Below are 19096 nucleotides of genomic sequence, written 5' to 3' on the forward strand. Positions count from 1 at the left end.
AGTACGTTTCATGGGTGGTCCGTGTCACTTTGGACAGGAAAATCTACCATTGAAGTCTATAATTTACCAGTTGATACCATATGCTCTGTGCAGGTACTCGGGAGGCAGCTACTTTTGTATCGTAGCTATACGCTATGAGTCCAATACATCTATTAGCCATGAACTTTAAAATCTTTACTAGTGCCCTGTCTCTGGCAGGGATGATTCTCCTGCTGTCCCTGAATAGCTACGCCCAGTCCAAAGGCCCCCGGTTTACAGTGGGTCTGAAGGTAGGTGCTAACTATTCCCAGATTGATGACCTGTCGTACAAGACTCCCCGCCTGACCCAGGACGGACTACCGGTCATGTCGGGCGGGAATGTAGTCTATGACTTCTTTCAGCAGAACGACAGCCACTCGACGGGTATAGTTGGTGGTATCTATGCCCGCATCGGCCGGATGCTTTACCTGCAGCCCGAAGTACTACTGTCGGTAAAGGGTGGTAAGATGAACCTGATCCGGGATGGCCTCGAAACCCAGTCGTTCAACGCCAAGGTAGGTACCATTGATCTGCCTCTGTTGCTGGGACTCCGGCTGGGCTCTTTCCGGATCAACGCCGGACCTATGGCTTCGCTGACGGTAATGGATGGTAATCTGAAAGAAGCGGTGAAGAAGTACTCCAACCAGTCTATCGCCCAGACCAGCCAGCAGGCTAAGTTTGGCTACCAGGCCGGCATAGGTTTTACTTTTCAGGGGGTACAACTGGACCTCCGTCGTGAAGGCAGCATGAGTAGTTTGAAGGGTATCTCAACGGTGGAAGATCCGCTGGCGGTCCGTTCGTCACTCTGGCAGCTGACAGCCGGATTTGGTTTTTGATATTGAGAGTTAGGTTGCTATAAATAATAAAAGCACGCTTCCAGGTAGAGGCGTGCTTTTTTCTCTTTTGAGCAGGTAATGGATTAATCCTCCTGATCGATATATCGTTTGGTGATAGGCTGATACGAGTCAATACGACGGTCGCGGAAGTATGGCCAGGTAGTGCGGTAGTGATCCAGCTTTTCCAGATCAAGCTCCTGTACGTGTACCAGTTCTTCGTCGTGCGGGGCCTGATAAAGCAGGCGTCCGTGCGGATTGGCTACGAATGATCCCCCCCAGAACTGCTGGTCGGCTTCGCGGCCTACGCGGTTGACGGCTACTACGTATACGCCATTGGCTACGGCATGGCCGCGCTGGATGGTCTGCCAGGCTCCGTACTGCTCCTCGTTAGTAGCAGGATCTGTTTCATTGGTATCCCAGCCGATCGCGGTAGGGTAGAAGAGAATCTCGGCACCCATGAGACTGGTAATACGGGCTGCTTCGGGGTACCACTGGTCCCAGCAGATCAGTACACCAAAGGTCGCGTACTTGGTCTTAAATACCTTATAACCCAGATCACCGGGTGTAAAGTAGAACTTCTCGTAGTAGCCCGGATCATCGGGTATGTGCATCTTGCGGTACTTGCCCAGGTAGGTACCATCGGCATCCAGTACAGCGGTCGTGTTATGGTAAAGTCCGTGGGCCCGCTTTTCAAACAGCGACGCGATGATAACCACGCCCAGTTCCCTGGCCAGCTCACTCATATGATTGGTCGTAGGACCGGGTATGGCTTCGGCCAGGCTGAAGTTGGCGTGACTTTCGACATCACAGAAGTACAGTGAGGTAAACAGCTCCTGCAGACACACGATCTGAGCGCCTTTGGCCGCGGCTTCGCGTACCTTCTCAGAGGCTTTCTGCACGTTGGCCTGTACATCATCCGTACAGCTCATCTGTACGATCCCTACGTTTACTTTTTTATTCATTGATCAGTAGTTGGAATATCAACGGTTTAATACTACAAGATTGCTCCCTTGATAACCCTATTTTCTCCTTCGTAGTTCTCTTAATTCAAAATTGAAGGGAATATCGTTCATGCACTTAAAGTGGCCCAGCGGGCAGCGTTTGTAGCCGATCTTGGAGCAGGGACGGCACCTGAGCGTAGTATTTTCCAGTACTACGAAAGGTGTCTTGTAAGGGTACATCCCAAAGTGCGGAATGGTATTACCCCAGATGGAGTACGTCTTCTTCTTGAAGGCGGCAGCTACGTGCATCAGACCAGTGTCGTGCGTAAATACCAGACGAGACTGTTTGAGCAGCGAAGCCGACTGATTAAAGTTGCACTTGCCACAAGCGTTAAATATAAGAGCATCGCCCAGGTACTTACTTACCTCTTCACCGGCCTCGGCATCTTCCTTCCCTCCGAGCAGAATGATGGGGTAGTTGATCTTGCGGCATAGTTCTATAATGCGCCGGGTGGGTAGTTTCTTGGTGTTATGCTGGCCCCCGATGGCATAGGCTACGTAGCCTTTGCGGTGGGTGGCAGGTATCCATTCCAGCTCTACCTCGTCGCGGTAGGGTATGAAGTAGTCAAGGCCTTTTTCATCATTGATCATCCCTAGAGGAGTGACCGTCGACATATAACGGTCCACAATATGTACCTGCGGCAGCGTATTGATCTTGAAGCGCGTGAGCAGCCACTTCTGTACGTTGAGCTTGGGAAAACTGAATGCCTTTACCCCCAGTGCCAGCTTGATGCGGAGCGTGCGCAGGTTATTGTGAAGGTCAATGATATAGTCAAACTTCTCTTTCCTGAGCTGCGACATCAGATCGCCCAGGCTCCCATCAAGGCACCACAGTTTATCAATAAACGGGTTAGCCTCCAGCGTAAACCGGTACTGGGCTTTGGTGCAGAAGTGGATTTCGGCACCGGGGTACTGCTCCTTCAGACAACGTATAACGGGCGTTGTAAGGACAATATCCCCAATGGATGAAAACCGTAGGATCAGGAACTTGGTTGGACTACTCACGATCTTGTCTGACTTCCAGTAGTTGTTCGGGTTGTAGTTTGGCCGGACGCTGGTGTTTCCAGCGCTTGTGGCTCCACAGCCAGTTGCCCGGCTGCTTTATGATATCACGCTCAAGTATTGTTATCTGTTTTTCCAGCACTCCATTAAGTGGTACTTCCTCCGGATGTTCGGTAATGGGGGTAATATCCAGCCAATAGTGGCCCCGGCGCTCTTCATCCCGGCGGAGGTCAGCATATACTACGGGTAATTCGTACTTACGGGCTATGGATTCCACCCCCCGGTATACACCCGTATCCTGATGAAGGAAGCGCGTCCAGTAGGCCGACTTAGGATTGGGCGACTGATCATTGACCAGGAACAGGAGGTACGGCCGGGTACGGGGCGTGAGTAGCTCACTGTAAATTTCGCGCATGGGTACCATAGTACCCCCAAAACGGGTACGCATCTGCCGGAACCACTCCTCAAACGTCGGGTTGCTGAGCGGTTTATATACTACTATACACTCATGCTTAAACGTAGCTGATGCGAATAGATTAGCCAGTTCCCAGTTGCCCCGGTGTCCCAGTACAAATACCGCGCTCTTACCACGGGCGTAGAGATCATCAATGACAGAGGTATTCCCTACGAGTCGTTCCTGTACTTCCTGAGCGGAGGCCCGGCGTAATTTAAGGGTTTCTACAATAAGATCAGTGAAGTGTCGGTAGAATGCTTTGGCAATAGGCTGGAGCTGTTGATCGTTTTTATCCGGGAAGCTATTTCGAAGATTTTGCCAGATCACTTTCTTTCGGTACCCGACTACGTTGAAAATAAGCCAGCTCAGACCATCTGAAATGCGGTATAAGGCACTCCACGACAGGTGCGAAAGGGCATTAAGTAATACTATGAACAGGTTGTTAAGCAACTTTCGTAGGGAAATATTTTTACAAAAATACGCTAAATCCGTAAGGATTCAGCAGAAATTGGAATTGTACGGTATAGTTGATACCTTCACTTATTCCAACATGCTATAAGTACTTATGTTTGAAGGATTATTTGATATAAAGAACGACCGTCGCCTCAGCATGTATCTGTACAGAATGGGATTTGGGATGTGGCTGATGTATCTGGTGCTGGGAGCCCCAGCACTGGCTCTGTATAAACACTATCGGTCTGATTGTGGGATGCTGTCCATCATGCTGATGGTAGTAGGATTTTCGGCCTCCATGGTATACGAGTACTTCCATCACCCGCAGGTGTACGAACAGAAGAAGAAGTGGCTGTTCGTGAGCTACCTGTTCCTGGCAGCTATCATTTATTTTCTGGAATTCAAAGGTCGGGGTATTACACCGGATCTGGACTGGACCTGGCTGCTACGCTGGCTGTCGTAGTATAACCAGCACAACAACCTCTTAATCCTTAAGAATTTAAATCTTTGTTCTGAGTGATTTCCTGAACGCACTGGTTGAGATGATCAGGTAGGGAAGCGGCCTTACCTATTACGATAATAGCCGGTGAAGCTATACAGCAGATCTGCGCCAGGGGTAGTATGTTACTGATCTTGCCCGTTACAATCTTCTGCTCAGGAAGTGAGCCATTCTGAATGATAGCGATAGGTTCGTCCAGCTTATCCAGCTGTGTGTAGATCTCCACGATTTCCGGAAGCTTATTAATTCCCATCAGTACTACTACGGTTGCCGTTGACTGAGCGGCCAGCATCAAGTCAGAAGACATCAGGTGAGACTTGGTAGTACCGGTCACAACCCAGAAACTCTCGCTGACACCACGGGTCGTTAGGGGAATACCCGCCAGCGCCGGTACCGCATAGCTGCTGGACAGACCCGGAATCACTTCCGACTCAATACCGTACTGAGCCGCAAATTCTACTTCTTCGTAGCCCCGGCCAAATACATAGGGATCGCCGCCTTTGAGGCGTACTACTTCACCGTACTGTGTCGCGTACTCCACGATCATGTAGTTGATGACATCCTGGTTGGCACTATGTTTTCCGAAGCGCTTGCCCACATGTACTTTCACGCAGTCATCGGGGCAGTAGTCCAGCAGATCGGGATGCGTCAGAGCATCGTACAGGACTACCCGTGCTTTCTGCAGGGCTTTGATTCCTTTAAGGGTTATGAGTTCAGGATCGCCGGGGCCGGCACCTATCAGGGTTAATTTCATTCTGGATTATAGTTATCGGGCGGTTGCTCAGGGTATGCACCGTAAGCAACCGCCCGGTTACGCAACTATACTCTTAACTATCCTGACCAAAAGACAGTTCCTGTAAGGTAGGCTCTCCTTCTTCGGCCAGTTGTTTTTCGCGGAATGTTTTCAGATCGAAAAGGAACTTGGAAGCTGCCGCGATAAATTGACGGGCAAACTCTTCGGTAGGTTCGTTCTTGTTGATGCTGAATACCAGGTCACGGAAGCCCCGCTGCTCAGCGCCTTCGGCTACCGGGAAGAACTGGTCGCCAAAGTTTTCGTCAAAGTCTTTAGCAATACCGTGCTGAGTATTGGCTGCGATGCCTTTACTGATCAGTACCGCTTTAGCACCCGTGATGAACACATTGTACGCGTGGTAGATAGCATCGGCCCATACCTGAAGCTCGAGGTTTTCGTTAGCGAGGATGAATTTCTCGTCAGCCTCGATGATGGTAGTCGCTACCAAGTCAAGGATTACGCTGGCACACTCACCCACACCAATCTCCGTCTTGAACAGCTCATCGTGATCCCAGTCGCGGTAGTCACTCTCTACTACCGTGGTCAGGTCAGCAAGTGGCTTGAGTAGCTGGTAGAAGTAGTTCTTGGTCTGGCGCTGGTAGTAGTCGTTGAAGTACTCGCCTTCCAAAGCGTTGGCATCATAGTCGGTCAGGAGCAGACGCAGGGCATCAGGTCCACGCTTGGTAGGGATCTTGATCACCTTATCACCAATCTGACCATCTCCACCTACACCCGCAAATCCACCACCCAGCAGGAACTGCATGGCTGGCAGCACGTACTTGCCGTTCTTGATCGAACTACCGTGCATGCCTATGTTACAGGCACTGTGCTGACCGCAACCGTTCATACAGCCGCTGATCTTGATCTTGATATCGTTGTTATAGATAATGTCAGGGAACTCCTCCTTCATTACCGTTTCGAGGGCACGGGTAATACCGTAGCTGCTCGAAATAGCCAGGTTACAGGTATCGGTACCGGGACAGGTCGTAATGTCGGCGGTACTGTCGAAGCCGGGATCAGCCAGACCCAGCGCGTTGAGTTTTTCGTAAACCGCTGGCAGGTCTTCGCCTTTGATAAAGCGAAGCAGGTACCCTTGGTTAACCGTCACCCGGATATCGTCGGCAGCGTACTGGCGTACAATATCAGCCAGCTGACGAGCGGTAGACGAGTGCATGTCGCCCAGGAGGAGGCGGATATTTATACCATACCATCCCTGTTGCTTCTGCTCGAATACGTTAGTCTTTACCCACTGGGTATACTGCTCCAGCTGAGAAGCATCCAGGCTGTTGCGGCCCAGTTCAATGATCGCTTCCTTGCTTAGCGACTCACGGATACCGTAAGCGGCACCTTCGTCAGAAGCATTTACAATAAATTCCTTATTCTTCAGCGCCGGCCACTCTTCCCGTACTTTCTCCATGAAGCCTTCCAGACCCAGGTCATTAAGAAGGAACTTCATACGAGCCTTGTGACGGCGGGTACGCTCGCCATAGCGATCAAATACACGAATGACAGCTTCGGTAAATGGAATAGCGTATTTATCTTCAAGGAAATCATACGCCTCCTGAGCAGGGAAAGGCTGGGCACCCAGTCCACCACCAATCAGTACACGGAAGCCTTTTACTTTCTCCCCTTTTTCGTTCACACCCCACTTGGCGATAAGCCCTACGTCGTGCATGAAGGCAAAGGCGGAGTCTTTCTCAGAAGCAGAAACGGCTATCTTAAATTTACGTCCCATCTCCTGGCAGATAGGGTTGCGCAGGAAGTACTCAAATATGGCGTGGGCGTAAGGAGTTATATCAAAGGGTTCCTCCGGATCGATACCCGCGTGGGCTGAGCCTGTCACGTTACGTACGGTGTTACCGCAGGCTTCGCGAAGGGTTACCTTAGCATCTTCCAGATCGGCCCATAGCTGGGGTGAATCAGCAAGTTTTACAAAGTGAAGCTGAATATCCTGACGCGTAGTGGCGTGCAGGTTTCCAGTGGCGTATTTATCCGAAGAGTCAGCAATACGCACCAGCTGATCGGCCGTAACGCGGCCGTGTGGCAGTTTGATGCGGATCATCTGTACGCCTGGCTGGCGCTGACCGTATACACCGCGGGCTAGGCGGTACTTACGGAATGCCTCTTCTGGTACTTCGCCTGTCGCAAAGACACCGATCTTGTTCTGCAGCTCGTGAATGTCACGCTTTGCAGCTTCTGAAACGTTGTCGGTAATAGTCAGATTTTTCATTAGCTCGAAATTTCTTAAACTCTATCGGATTAGTATATTAAAAAGTCGCAGTAAAACGGTGTACAAGTACCCCGTTCTAAAATTTATTCTACCATACAGGCACCTACCGTCACGTTAGAGGTTTCGTCTATCAGGATAGCGCCTCCGTTTGAGCGATTTTTCTGGTAGGGGTCGTAGGCAATGGGTTGGGCTGTTCGCAGTACTATGCGGGCCACATCGTTCAGTTTCAAACTCTCAACGTCTTCCAGCTGCTCGTAGTTGTTGATATCAACCCGATACTCAATACTACGAACCGAGCAACGCGTACGAGTAGTTCCATGCTGGAGGGTAAATTTGCCTCCAACTTTCAGTTCCTTACGGTCATCCATCCAGCACACCAGTGCCTCAATATCCTGGCTCAGGTTAGGCAGGTTACTGGCCGGTACAATCATATCGCCCCGGCTGATATCAATATTATCTTCCAGCAGGATGGTCACCGACTGAGGAGCGTAGGCTTCCTCCACCTCTTTTCCACCAACTTCTATTCGGGCTATACGGGAAGTACGCTCCGAAGGAAGTACCACAATTGACTCTCCCTTGCGGTACATACCGCTCTGGATACGTCCGGCGTAGCCACGGTAGTCGTGCAGGTCGTCGGTCTGAGGACGGATCACATACTGTACCGAGAAGCGACCGTCCGTGAGGTTAACGTCTTTTAGTACGTTGACATTCTCCAGAACCGACAGCATGGTTTCGCCCTGGTACCAGGCCATTGCTTCTGACTTATCCACGATGTTGTCGCCGTTGAGGGCGCTCACCGGGATAATGGTCAGGTCTTTAATATTCAGTTTATTGGCTAGCTCCTGGTAATCTTTAGCTATGGCCAGGAATTTATCTTCTGAGTAACCTACCAGGTCCATCTTATTGACGGCCACTACTACATGCGGCAGGCCAAGCAGGGACGCGATCAACGAGTGACGGCGGGTTTGCTCAACTACCCCGTGACGGGCATCTACCAGAATAATAGCCAGATCTGCGTTGGAAGCACCCGTTACCATGTTACGGGTATACTGGATGTGTCCCGGTGCATCAATACTGATAAACTTACGTTTGGGCGTCTGGAAGTATTTGTAGGCTACGTCGATGGTAATACCCTGCTCACGCTCCGAACGAAGTCCGTCGGTAAGCAGCGCCAGGTCGATTTCGCCGGCATTACGGGTCTTGCTGGCCTTCTCAATGGCCTCCATCTGGTCGGCCAGGATATTTTTTGTATCAAAAAGCAGACGTCCGATCAGCGTACTTTTGCCGTCGTCTACACTACCTGCTGTTATAAATCTTAGTAAATCCATGTCTTAATAAAAGCGTTCTATATCAAAAATATCCTCCCTTTTTGCGGTCTTCCATTGCCGCTTCGGTCTGCTGATCGTCAATACGGGTTTCACCACGCTCACTGATTCGTGACACGGTAATTTCGGCAACTACCTCTTCCAGAGTAGCGGCGCTTGACTCAACCGCAGCGGTACAGGTCATATCACCTACCGTACGGAAGCGCACCTGACGGGTTACGATCTGGTCGTCCACGTCTTTCTGGATAAAGTCGGTATTAGCCAGCAGACGACCATCGCGCAGGATACACTCACGCTCGTGGGCAAAGTAGATGCTGGGCAGAGGGATATTTTCACGATGGATGTATGACCATACGTCCAGCTCAGTCCAGTTGGAGATAGGGAACACGCGTACGTTTTCACCCTTGTGGATCCGTCCGTTAAACAGGTTCCACAGCTCGGGACGCTGACGCTTGGGGTCCCACTGACCAAACTCATCACGGAAAGAGAAGATACGCTCTTTGGCACGGGCTTTCTCTTCATCGCGGCGGGCGCCACCTATACAGGCATCAAACTCAAACTCCTCGATGGTGTCCAGCAGGGTGTACGTCTGCAGCCAGTTGCGGCTGGCGTTCTTACCCGTAGGCTCTTTCAACCCCTTGGCTTTGATGGTATCTTCAACATAACGTACAATCAGCTTGGCACCGGTGCGGGCAGCCAGCTCATCGCGGTACCTGATCGCTTCGGCGAAGTTATGTCCGGTATCTACGTGTACCAGCGGGAAGGGAATCTTACCGGGAGCGAAAGCCTTCTCAGCCAGACGGACCAGCGTGATAGAGTCTTTACCACCCGAAAACAGCAGAGCAGGGCGTTCGAACTGCCCGGCTACTTCACGCATGATATAGATCGCCTCGGCTTCGAGTTGATCCAGATAATCCATGCTGGGACGTTCGATGGTTTGGGTTTGATTAACGGCTACTGACATAGTTTTTTACTACGAATTTGATGCTGTAAAGACAGCTGTGTTATCAGGGAAGGTTGTGACGCTGACCGGTTACTGTGGGGCAGCTTTCAGAACCCTCGGAAGTTATAGATTCAATACTTACTTGGCGTGCAGTCCACACTCCTTCTTGGATTCGTCTTCCCACCACCAGCGGCCGGCGCGGAAGTCTTCTCCTTCGCGTACTGCGCGGGTACAGGGGGCGCAACCGATACTTACAAAGCCTTTGTCGTGCAGCGGGTTGTAAGGTACGTTATTCACCTTGACGTACTCTTTTACCTGATCAAATGACCAGTGGAGGATAGGGTGGAATTTGAAGAGCTGGTGCGCTTCGTCCCATTCCAACTGAGGCATATCATGACGGTTGCCTGACTGCTCAGCCCGGATACCGGTTACCCATATCCTGGCACCTTTCAGCGCACGATTCAGGGGCTCTACTTTACGGATAAAGCAGCACTCCTTGCGGCTCTCGAGGGAGTCATAGAAGCTCAGAGGACCTTTCTCACTTACGAGTTGTTCTACGGCAGCTGTCTGCGGGTAGTATACCTGTATCTTGGTGTCGTAGCGGTTATTAGTTTTCTGCAGGGTCAGGTACGTCTCGTTAAAGAGTCGTCCGGTGTCCAGCGTGAATACCTTTATGTTGATGTTATTACGGAATATAAGGTCAGTGATGGCCTGATCTTCGTAGCCCAGGCTGGTCGAAAACACTACCTCACCGGGGAACAGATCCGCCAGAACTGCCAGAGCCTCAGCTTCTGACTTGCCAGCAATCGCCGCCTGTAGTGATTCCAATTCTAAGTTAGCACCAGTTATCATGCTATATGAATTATTTATTGTTTCCAGATTCAATAAACTACTAATCAATGGTCCCCTTACCCGAAGAGGGAAAGCTTATTTATCAACAGCCACTTTCTCAGCCGAAACAGCAACTGCCTGCTCAAAATCCTCAATCAGGTCATCTACGGCTTCCAGCCCTACCGATATACGGATCAGACCTTCGGTGATACTGAGCGCCGCCTTTTCGTCGGCTTTCAGTTTGGAATGGGTAGTCGTAAAAGGATTCGTAACAATGGTACGGGTATCGCCCAGGTTAGACGAAAGCGATGGGATCTGCAGGGCGTTAAAGAACGCGCTCACGCGCTCAAATCCGCCTTCCAGTTCGATGGTCACAATAGCGCCACCGGCACTCATCTGCTTCTTGGCCAGGTCGTATTGTGGGTGCGACGGCAGGAAGGGATAATTCACCCGCTTCACGTCAGGATGCTTTTCCAGTGCCTGGGCCAGTTGCAGGGCATTGGATGAATGCTTCTCCATGCGAAGTTCCAGCGTTTCAAGGCTCTTGCTCAGTACCCATGCATTGAAAGGCGATAGCGAAGGGCCGGTCTGGCGACAGAAAAAGCGTATGGGTTTGATGTATTCTTCTTTACCAACTACTACTCCGCCCAGTACGCGACCCTGACCGTCCATAAACTTAGTGGCAGAGTGTACCACCAGGTCAGCACCGAACTCGGCCGGACACTGAATGGCTGGTGTTGCAAAACAGTTGTCTACGTTAAAGATCAGACCATGCTTCTTACACAGGCGACCGATCATTTCCAGATCTACCAGATCCAGGCCCGGGTTAGAGGGAGTCTCCAGGTACACCATACGCGTGTTAGGCTTTACGGCTGCCTCCCAGTCGTTCTCGCTGGCATCGGCATCCAGGTAGGTATAGGTAATGCCCCACTTACTCAGGATCTGGGTGATGATCTGGTGAGCCGACCCAAATAAGGCCCGGCTAGCCAGAATATGGTCGCCAGACTGCAGCAGAGCTGCCATACTGGCAAATACCGCCGCCATACCGGTAGCCGTAGCTACACCGTCTTCGCAGTCTTCGAGCATGCATACTTTATCAACAAATTCCTGCACCGAGGGGTTCGAGAAACGGCTATACAGGTTACCCTGTTCGGTTTCGTCAAAAATAGCCTTGCCCTGCTCAGCGCTCTCAAAGGTGAAGCTGCTGGTCAGGTACAGGGGGGTAGAGTGCTCACGATTCTGCGACTTCTTGCTCTGAATGCGTATGGCTTTGGTTTGTTTTTTCATAATCTATGACTCTTTACTCAGGATATTAAATGGGGCACAAGGCAGGTACTTTACTCATTGTTAAAGACTGCTTAGTACCATGAAAATAATCCTCAAACTTACCACAATTACTACAATACCCACGAGGATCATCATGGTTTTTATGGGCAGTCGACGGGATAAAGAAGCCGCGATTGGAGCCGCTACTGTTCCGCCTAGAATAAGTCCTACTATTACCTGCCAGTGTGAAAATCCAATGAGTGTGATGAAGGTCAGCGAGCTGGCCAGGGAGACAAAAAACTCAGTCAGGTTTACCGACCCAATGGTGTACTTGGGGTGACGGCCACGGGCTATCAGGGTAGACGATACAATGGGTCCCCAGCCCCCACCACCAATGGCATCCAGTGAGCCACCGGCCATAGCCAGCCAGCCTACATTTTTGACAGGGCGCTTCTGAATACGCTTTTTCAGCGCTTTCTTGATAATCAGCACACCCAGAATCAGAGTATATACAGCTACGATAGGCTTGATGATATAGACATACTGTTCAAGTGAGGTCAGTACATAAGCGCCCACGATGGCTCCGATTACTCCCGGGATAAGCAAAGTCTTGAACAGCTTACTGTTGACGTTGCCGAACTTAAGGTGCATATAACCCGATACTCCGCTGGTAAAAATCTCAGACGTATGGACACTGGCACTAGCCACCGAAGGAGGTAAGCCTACTGAAAGCAGGAAAGTAGTAGCTGTTACGCCGTAGGCCATTCCCAAAGCTCCGTCGATCATCTGAGCTATAAAACCACCCAGCAGGTAGTAAAAGAAGTCTTCTTCCAGCAGCAGGGCATTAATACCAACTACAATGCGATCATAGGTAAAGTAGCTGAATAACAGGTGGCCTACGATCATCAGCGAAATAGCCGCAAACAGGTTTAAAGCAATCTCAGTACGGCTCCGCTGACGTAGCGCTACCGCTGATACCTTACTGCGAAGAACGCGCCAATCTATTTTTTCTTTTGTATTATTTTTAGATATTTCTACACTATCAGTAGAAGGGGTAGGCGAGGTAACCACTCCATTGAAAACGGGGTCAGATTCTTCGGGTAAGTCCCTTAGCAAAACCACATATCCTTGCTGCCGGGCTTGTTCGGCCTGGCGTCTGTCTTCTTCCAGATCACCGGTAGCGATATAAGCCACCTGCATGGACTGCCATGGTGCTTTTTCCGGTTCTTCTGCGGTGGTTATTTGGGAGAATGACGTCTTCAAAGTCTATAAAGTATAGTATTCTTGTAGAGTAATAATCTAAAAATATAGTCGTTACGGGAACGACACCACAAACGTAGTGGCAAATTGTTGATTTTCCAAGAATAACAGGCTAAAAGTTAGACAGTAGCATGGCTTGGGGGAATCAGAATTGGAGGTATAACGTTTGTTTAATAGAAAACATTCATCAACTCGCTTGATCTGCTAAAGTACTCATCAGTCAGTACCGGGAGGATTTTAAACAGGAAAGGTTATTTTTGGCGTAGATCAAGCTACTACACATCATTATGCAGGAAGACGTATTTATAGTATCAGCGGCCCGTACGCCTATTGGAAGCTTCGGAGGAGTACTATCCAGCTTGTCCGCCACAGACTTAGGTGGTAAGGCTATCAAAGGGGCGGTGGAGAAAGCTGGGATAGATCCCTCTCTGGTGGAGGAAGTATACATGGGCAATGTAGTGTCGGCCAATGTGGGCCAGGCACCGGCTCGTCAGGCGGCTCTATACGGAGGTTTGCCCAAAGAAGTAATTTGTACAACTGTGAATAAGGTATGTGCTTCGGGTATGAAAGCGGCTATTATGGCTGCGCAGTCTATCCGGTTGGGAGACATTAGTATAGCGGTAGCCGGCGGAATGGAGAGCATGTCACAGATACCCTACTACCTGCCTAAGGCCCGCAACGGCTATGGCTACGGACACGGTGAGATAGTGGACGGACTCCTCAAAGATGGCCTGACAGATGTATACGACAGCTGCGCTATGGGCGTATGCGGTGACCGCACTGCCACCAAGCATGAGATCAGTCGGGAAGAGCAGGACGAGTTTGCCATTCGTTCGTACCAGCGTAGTGCCGAAGCTACCCAGAGTGGTTTCTTTAAAGAGGAGATTATACCCGTTGAGGTACCCCAGAAAAAGGGTGAGTCCCTGTTGGTAGTGGAGGACGAAGAGTACAAGCGGGTAAAGTTTGATAAAATTGCTACGCTGAAGCCGGTGTTTTCGGCCGAAGGTACCGTGACGGCAGCCAACGCCTCCACAATCAATGACGGTGCAGCGGCCTTTGTACTGGCGGGAGCTTCTAAGGTAAAGGAACTGGGGCTAACACCACTGGCCCGCATAGTAGCCTACGCTGACGCCGAGCAGGAGCCAACCTGGTTTACGACTACGCCAATCCTGGCCACGCAGAAGGTACTCAAGAAAGCCGGACTTTCGCTGGCTGATATTGATTTCTTTGAGGTCAATGAGGCCTTTGCCGTAGTAGTACTGGCGTATATCAAGGAGTTGCAGGTAGCACCTGAAAAGGTCAATGTACACGGTGGAGCGGTGTCACTGGGGCACCCGCTGGGAGCTTCCGGCGCCCGTATCACCACTACCCTGGCTCACGTACTTCGTCAGAAGCAGGGGCGCTACGGCCTGGCGGCCATCTGTAACGGTGGGGGCGGAGCTTCGGCTATTATTATCGAAAGAGTTTAGTCGTTAGTCAGCTACACAAAAAAGCGGGATGTCCTTATAGGGCATCCCGCTTTTCTATTTTATAAGGTATTGATCTGGTTAGTCCTCGATCAGGTTTTTCAGACGATCGTAGAAACCGGTACTCTTGAAAGTAAAGGTCTTGTGCAGAATGTAGTTACTCATAAAGCTGAATCCCATACCAATCACGTAGCAGACCATCTCATTAACATTTATGGTTTTGGAGCCGGGCAGATGAAACTCGTAGGTCTGAAAGTAGGCGTTTGAAATCATGTAGGAAAGGCGGGCAAATAGGTCCGTTACAAATCCGGAGAAAATAGCCACCATAAAAAACTTGATCATCTCGCGGCGGGTCTGGTTGGTGCGCCGGGCGTCAAAGGCAAACAACTTGGTCAGAGTAAATCCTACAATCAGCGAAACAAGGTAAGAGGGCCAGATGGACTGCTGAAAGGTGAGGCCAAACCAGTCCTGCAATAAGCTACTTGAAATGAGCTGTACGACGGCTCCCGTACCAGCTACCAGGAAATAGGCTACAAGGTCCTTCTTGTTGAATACTTTAGTTCTTGCTGTGGATATCACTAGTTGGTGTAGTTAGGCTAATGTATACATTTTGACAGCCCCAATATTAGGAATAAATACCCCTTAAAACAATGTTCATACGTATAATTTATCAAAATTCAAAGCCGTTGAGGTGACTCCACATAATGGGGTTCATGACCTACATAGCCTTAATAGTCAGATGGGTACATAGGTAATGGTACAGTGTTTTCAGGTAATATCTTACAGTTACACAACTATGTGGTCACATTCTTTTACTAACGATAAGATATTATGAAAAAGCAAGTATTTACCATAATCCTTTTATTATCAGTAGTCACACTGGCCAGCGCTCAGACTCAACGTTGGGCAATTGGCTTTAAGTTAGGAGAGCCTACTGGACTAAACCTGCGTAAGTACGGAGACCGTAACGCGCTGGATATAACCGTAGGAACATACGGGGGTATCCTGGGAATGGACCGATCGTATCGTAATGGTTCCTATCGCAATGCGGGGGTCATGCTGAATGCCTCATACCTGTGGTATGCTCCTTTACTGGCAGAGCGTATGACTGTCTATACAGGGGTAGGAGCGCAATTAAATTCACGCCGGTACTATCCGGATCGGTTCAGTAATGTGGGAGCCTATACCAACAATATCTCGATAGGGCCCTCAGCAACGGCCGGATTAGAGTATTTCTCAGCCCGCAGTGCTTCGTCGTATTTTGTAGAGGGAGGTACTTATGTAGAATTGCTACCGGCATTTCTGTTCCTAAGTCCGCAGATAAGTGCAGGGATTAGACACAATTTTTAATTACTAAAAGCGAACAATCATGAAAAAGATAACATTAATAGGTTCAGTACTTTCAGCAATGCTGATGTTTTCTTCCTGCTCGACAGTAAGGGACATGTCAGATAGTCTGAAAAGAAATGATAGTGAAAATGTAGCGGAAAGGCGCGATCGGTCTAACGGCGATGAAAGATTCTCCAGATCTATGACCGAAGACTTCAACTACACCCGTTCTACCGATGATAATACCGGAATAGATTATAACACCGAAGGTGATTCCAGTCAGAACAATAACCGGGCTATGTATTCACAAAATACCCGTAACTCAGATGAGTCGGATAAAAGCTCTACAAAGGATAAGAAGAACAGGAATAACCGAACTGCTCATAACAATCAGCAGAACAGCCGGGACAATAACTACAGCATGAATAACCGGATGGACCGTACTAGTCAGTATAGTGAGACCGACGGCAACAACCAGTACAATAACCGTAATAACCGTCAGTACACCGGAAATGATCAAAACGTCGGGTATGACGACGGAAACTACCCTAATTACCGACGGAGTGACTATAAAGAACAGTATGGTCAGCAGGGTACCAACAACCAGTCCATGAAACAGGATGGTAACTATGACAACCGGTACAGTCAGAACAACAATAACCGTAATGCCCGGAATGGAAATTCCCAGAATGGATATTCTCGGAATAGCGAAACCCGGACTGATGATTTCAGACACGGTAACCGAGCCTACGGTGACTATTCATACGAGAACAACCAGTACAACAACCGGGAATATGCTGATAACTACGAAAATGGATTTAGCAGTAATCAGAAAATGAGACCAGAGGTAAGCAGCGTTAACCGTAATATCCAGGAGAATGCTGAATACCGTCGGAATAATTTCTACGATGAGAATCGACCCGGAAGTGCAAAGTACAATAATCCCAATTATCGTAACGCTGGAAACAATAATCAGATGAATCCGGGTGATCCGCGGGTCATGTATGACTACCGTTACGGAAACGATACGTACGGGAGATACCAGAATCAGCCTAATAATCAATATGGCTACCGCGATAATCGCAGCAATGCGAATCAGATGAATCGCCAGGGCAACAATGGTAATCAGTCCTACATGAATGACAATTATCCTAATCCGTACCGGAATGAGGACCGTAATGCCTATGCAAATACGAACCGTACTAACATGGACCGCCTGGGCGATCTGGTACTGTACGAGATTGATCACGTAGAAAGAAAAATGAAAGACCTGGCCGAGAAGGCCAAGAACGGAACACGTAAAGAGCGTGAGCAGATAGAAAAACAACTGAAAGGTCTCGAAAGAGTCCGTATGGATCTATACCAGGCACATATGAAAATCTACCGGGATGGTAGAAATGACATGGAGACGGTAGACCATGATGTAAGAGATACTCTGCAGCGCATCAGAAACGAACAGGATAATATGTAATAACCTATCTGGTTTAATTCTAGAACAAAAAGGCGAAGTACTTATATGGTACTTCGCCTTTTTTATACCTTTCTCATCATAAGATACTATCAGAAGACAACTCACTAAGGAAGCTCAATATTTTTGAACAATACAGTCACAATGACTTGTTGGTAGGAGTTAGTACATTATATGATTGCTTTACGGATTATTTTATGTGGATAGCCATAGTACTCTTACTACTTGCTGTTTTGTTCGTGCTTTACTTTTTATTTATCTATGAAAATATGGAGTGGAAACAAGCCGGAGTAACGCACAATGAACATTTGAAAACGATAGGGCCGGACTGGCCGGGTACACCAGTTAATAAACAGGGGCGGTTCCTGAACGAAGATGCTCAACCCGTACCGGGCTTTGCGGACTTATGGCGCTGGCAGACGGAAACTAATCCACAAAAGAAAGAGAAAAAGCGGGAGGACTTTCGGCTTCTGGTGGTTGAAGATGACTATTTTTTGCACTCCAATCAGGACTGTATTGTATGGCTGGGACATGCTTCTTTCTTTATACGGCTCAACGGTGTTACTCTTATTACCGATCCGGTTCTGACTACTCCTTCCCGGTTCATGAAGCGGCATTCACAACTACCCGTTGACCCTGCTAAGTTTACAGATCTGGACTACATACTGCTATCGCATGACCACCGTGATCACTGCGATCAGAAGAGTATCCAGATGCTGGGACGTCAAAATCCGCGGGTTGAGATATTAACTGGATTAAAGCTTGATCAGTTACTGAAAAAGTGGGTACCCACTATAAGGTGCCAAGCCGCGGGCTGGTATCAGCAGTATGTAACAGATAGGAATAAAATTGAAATTATATACCTGCCGGCTCATCACTGGGGACGGCGGTACCTCAATGATACTAACGTACGGCTCTGGGGCAGCTACCTGATCCGGTCGGGTGGTAAAAGCATCTATTTCGGAGCTGATTCGGGCTACTCCAGCCATTATGCCGACTTCCATAACCAATTTGGATCGGTAGATGTGGCTTTACTGGGAGTAGGAGCCTACAAACCCGAGTGGTTTATGGGGCCCAGCCACATGGGGCCAACTGATGCCGTACGGGCAGCTCACGAAATTAGGGCCCGTACTTTTATCCCTATGCACTATGGTACTTTTGATTTGTCAGACGAGCCACTGGGCGACCCATATCGAAGTCTTGCGGAGCTAAAAAAAGAGCCGCCCAATAGAGATCTTATCTATCTGGCGGCGGTGGGTGAGGTAGTTAATCTATAATTAGTTACCCGCAGCTTTTCTTGCCGCTTTCTCCTTTAAGTTCTTGCTAAGTTCATCAAAAGACTGAGCTACGTTCCGGAACGCGTTTTCGGTGGCTTTTACGCTTTCATCTTTCTTGATCGACCCTTTACGCAGAGCGTCCAGAATGGAGCAGATAGCCATACGGTTACTCACATATTCTTTATAAAATTCGTCGTTGACCTGCATTTTGCTCTGAGAAGCACCCTCTACTATACTTTTTAAGGACGAGGTTATCGCCAAGGGTGAAGCATCACCACGAGCAATCATCTCGTTGAGCTGCTGAGCATCTGAGCGGGCGGCATCCGACAGTCGGTTGGCTAGTTGTGCAAGTTCCGCTTCATTAAATTCCTTACCTACTACCAGCCAGTTCATTTTGTCCAGGGGGCACCCGTTCTCAAGGTCATTAGTAGTAGCGGCGGTGCGGGCAGTACTGCCACCTTTTGAGGTAGTAGTAGTAGGCTGGCTGCTCACACACTGGGTCAGGATCATGGCTAATCCTATCCAAAACGTATACACCGTAATCTGTTTCATGGCTTTTTTTATTTAATATCGTGTTTTGTGCCTTTACACATAAGTTAGATGATAAATATAATACAAGGTTTAAAACGTATAGTAGATATAGAT

The 19096-nt window shown here is 49.1% G+C and carries 18 protein-coding genes; 6 read left to right on the forward strand and 12 right to left on the reverse strand.

The annotated features are described in order from the left end of the window. The first annotated feature begins 158 nt into the window (after positions 1–158). Positions 159–854 (forward strand): outer membrane beta-barrel protein, encoded by a 696-nt coding sequence (locus tag JUB14_RS12385; protein WP_207506436.1) that lies wholly within the window; start codon positions 159–161, stop codon positions 852–854. Positions 855–937: 83 nt separating this feature from the next. On the opposite strand, the gene JUB14_RS12390 is transcribed toward JUB14_RS12385, so the two are convergent. From JUB14_RS12390 to JUB14_RS12400, 3 genes are read right to left on the reverse strand one after another with little or no spacing between them, the layout of a single operon-like run. Then, a complete protein-coding gene (locus JUB14_RS12390) occupies positions 938–1816 on the reverse strand; it encodes a carbon-nitrogen hydrolase (RefSeq protein WP_207506438.1) in 879 nt (292 codons plus the stop codon). A gap of 57 nt (positions 1817–1873) precedes the next feature. Next, positions 1874–2860, reverse strand: a complete 987-nt coding sequence (locus tag JUB14_RS12395; RefSeq protein WP_207506440.1) for a glycosyltransferase family 9 protein — start codon at positions 2858–2860, stop codon at positions 1874–1876. Then, positions 2853–3761: a lysophospholipid acyltransferase family protein gene (locus JUB14_RS12400; RefSeq protein ID WP_207506442.1), complete on the reverse strand. Its 909-nt coding sequence runs from the start codon at positions 3759–3761 to the stop codon at positions 2853–2855. Before JUB14_RS12400 ends, JUB14_RS12395 begins: the two co-directional genes overlap by 8 nt. A gap of 115 nt (positions 3762–3876) precedes the next feature. Between JUB14_RS12400 and JUB14_RS12405 the strand changes: the two genes are divergently transcribed. Further along, a complete protein-coding gene (locus JUB14_RS12405; RefSeq protein ID WP_207506444.1) occupies positions 3877–4227 on the forward strand; it encodes a hypothetical protein in 351 nt (116 codons plus the stop codon). 28 nt (positions 4228–4255) lie between these two features. On the opposite strand, the gene cobA is transcribed toward JUB14_RS12405, so the two are convergent. The 7 genes from cobA to JUB14_RS12440 form a co-directional block, all read right to left on the reverse strand. After that, entirely contained in the window at positions 4256–5017 is a 762-nt protein-coding gene (gene cobA, locus JUB14_RS12410; protein WP_207506446.1) for a uroporphyrinogen-III C-methyltransferase, read from the reverse strand. A gap of 73 nt (positions 5018–5090) precedes the next feature. Further along, positions 5091–7286 (reverse strand): nitrite/sulfite reductase, encoded by a 2196-nt coding sequence (locus JUB14_RS12415; RefSeq protein ID WP_207506448.1) that lies wholly within the window; start codon positions 7284–7286, stop codon positions 5091–5093. Positions 7287–7369: 83 nt separating this feature from the next. Beyond that, entirely contained in the window at positions 7370–8614 is a 1245-nt protein-coding gene (locus tag JUB14_RS12420) for a sulfate adenylyltransferase subunit 1 (protein ID WP_207506449.1), read from the reverse strand. Positions 8615–8636: 22 nt separating this feature from the next. Next, a complete protein-coding gene (cysD, locus tag JUB14_RS12425) occupies positions 8637–9575 on the reverse strand; it encodes a sulfate adenylyltransferase subunit CysD (protein ID WP_207506450.1) in 939 nt (312 codons plus the stop codon). A gap of 117 nt (positions 9576–9692) precedes the next feature. Next, positions 9693–10406 (reverse strand): phosphoadenylyl-sulfate reductase, encoded by a 714-nt coding sequence (locus JUB14_RS12430; RefSeq protein ID WP_207506451.1) that lies wholly within the window; start codon positions 10404–10406, stop codon positions 9693–9695. Between the two features lie 75 nt (positions 10407–10481). Then, positions 10482–11672, reverse strand: a complete 1191-nt coding sequence (locus JUB14_RS12435) for a trans-sulfuration enzyme family protein (RefSeq protein WP_207506452.1) — start codon at positions 11670–11672, stop codon at positions 10482–10484. 60 nt (positions 11673–11732) lie between these two features. After that, positions 11733–12914, reverse strand: coding sequence for a sulfite exporter TauE/SafE family protein (locus tag JUB14_RS12440; RefSeq protein WP_229367786.1), 1182 nt, complete (start codon positions 12912–12914; stop codon positions 11733–11735). A gap of 284 nt (positions 12915–13198) precedes the next feature. On the opposite strand from JUB14_RS12440, the gene JUB14_RS12445 reads away from it, so the two are divergent. After that, entirely contained in the window at positions 13199–14380 is a 1182-nt protein-coding gene (locus JUB14_RS12445) for a thiolase family protein (RefSeq protein WP_207506453.1), read from the forward strand. A 78-nt stretch (positions 14381–14458) separates the two neighbouring features. On the opposite strand, the gene JUB14_RS12450 is transcribed toward JUB14_RS12445, so the two are convergent. After that, complete coding sequence (locus tag JUB14_RS12450; protein ID WP_207506454.1) at positions 14459–14956, reverse strand: GtrA family protein; 498 nt, start codon at positions 14954–14956, stop codon at positions 14459–14461. A 252-nt stretch (positions 14957–15208) separates the two neighbouring features. Here JUB14_RS12450 and JUB14_RS12455 point away from each other — a divergent pair, with 252 nt between their 5' ends. The 3 genes from JUB14_RS12455 (at position 15209) to JUB14_RS12465 (ending at position 18451) form a co-directional block, all read left to right on the forward strand. Next, complete coding sequence (locus tag JUB14_RS12455; protein WP_207506456.1) at positions 15209–15727, forward strand: hypothetical protein; 519 nt, start codon at positions 15209–15211, stop codon at positions 15725–15727. Positions 15728–15746: 19 nt separating this feature from the next. Further along, a complete protein-coding gene (locus JUB14_RS12460) occupies positions 15747–17177 on the forward strand; it encodes a hypothetical protein (protein ID WP_207506457.1) in 1431 nt (476 codons plus the stop codon). Positions 17178–17443: 266 nt separating this feature from the next. Next, entirely contained in the window at positions 17444–18451 is a 1008-nt protein-coding gene (locus tag JUB14_RS12465; protein ID WP_229367788.1) for an MBL fold metallo-hydrolase, read from the forward strand. On the opposite strand, the gene JUB14_RS12470 is transcribed toward JUB14_RS12465, so the two are convergent. Further along, on the reverse strand, positions 18452–19003 hold the full coding sequence (locus JUB14_RS12470) for a hypothetical protein (protein ID WP_207506459.1): 552 nt from the start codon (positions 19001–19003) through the stop codon (positions 18452–18454). Positions 19004–19096: the final 93 nt, after the last annotated feature.

Origin of the sequence: Telluribacter humicola (genome assembly GCF_017355935.1) — a bacterium.
GTDB lineage: Bacteria > Bacteroidota > Bacteroidia > Cytophagales > Spirosomataceae > Telluribacter > Telluribacter humicola.

Coding starts and splice junctions, on each gene's coding strand:
- JUB14_RS12415 (WP_207506448.1), bottom strand. CDS start 7,286: ATGAAAAATCTGACTATTACCGACAACGTTTCAGAAGCTGCAAAGCGT.
- JUB14_RS12445 (WP_207506453.1), top strand. CDS start 13,199: ATGCAGGAAGACGTATTTATAGTATCAGCGGCCCGTACGCCTATTGGA.
- JUB14_RS12385 (WP_207506436.1), top strand. CDS start 159: ATGAACTTTAAAATCTTTACTAGTGCCCTGTCTCTGGCAGGGATGATT.
- JUB14_RS12405 (WP_207506444.1), top strand. CDS start 3,877: ATGTTTGAAGGATTATTTGATATAAAGAACGACCGTCGCCTCAGCATG.
- JUB14_RS12465 (WP_229367788.1), top strand. CDS start 17,444: ATGGAGTGGAAACAAGCCGGAGTAACGCACAATGAACATTTGAAAACG.
- JUB14_RS12470 (WP_207506459.1), bottom strand. CDS start 19,003: ATGAAACAGATTACGGTGTATACGTTTTGGATAGGATTAGCCATGATC.
- cysD (WP_207506450.1), bottom strand. CDS start 9,575: ATGTCAGTAGCCGTTAATCAAACCCAAACCATCGAACGTCCCAGCATG.
- JUB14_RS12390 (WP_207506438.1), bottom strand. CDS start 1,816: ATGAATAAAAAAGTAAACGTAGGGATCGTACAGATGAGCTGTACGGAT.
- JUB14_RS12460 (WP_207506457.1), top strand. CDS start 15,747: ATGAAAAAGATAACATTAATAGGTTCAGTACTTTCAGCAATGCTGATG.
- JUB14_RS12435 (WP_207506452.1), bottom strand. CDS start 11,672: ATGAAAAAACAAACCAAAGCCATACGCATTCAGAGCAAGAAGTCGCAG.
- JUB14_RS12455 (WP_207506456.1), top strand. CDS start 15,209: ATGAAAAAGCAAGTATTTACCATAATCCTTTTATTATCAGTAGTCACA.
- cobA (WP_207506446.1), bottom strand. CDS start 5,017: ATGAAATTAACCCTGATAGGTGCCGGCCCCGGCGATCCTGAACTCATA.
- JUB14_RS12430 (WP_207506451.1), bottom strand. CDS start 10,406: ATGATAACTGGTGCTAACTTAGAATTGGAATCACTACAGGCGGCGATT.
- JUB14_RS12420 (WP_207506449.1), bottom strand. CDS start 8,614: ATGGATTTACTAAGATTTATAACAGCAGGTAGTGTAGACGACGGCAAA.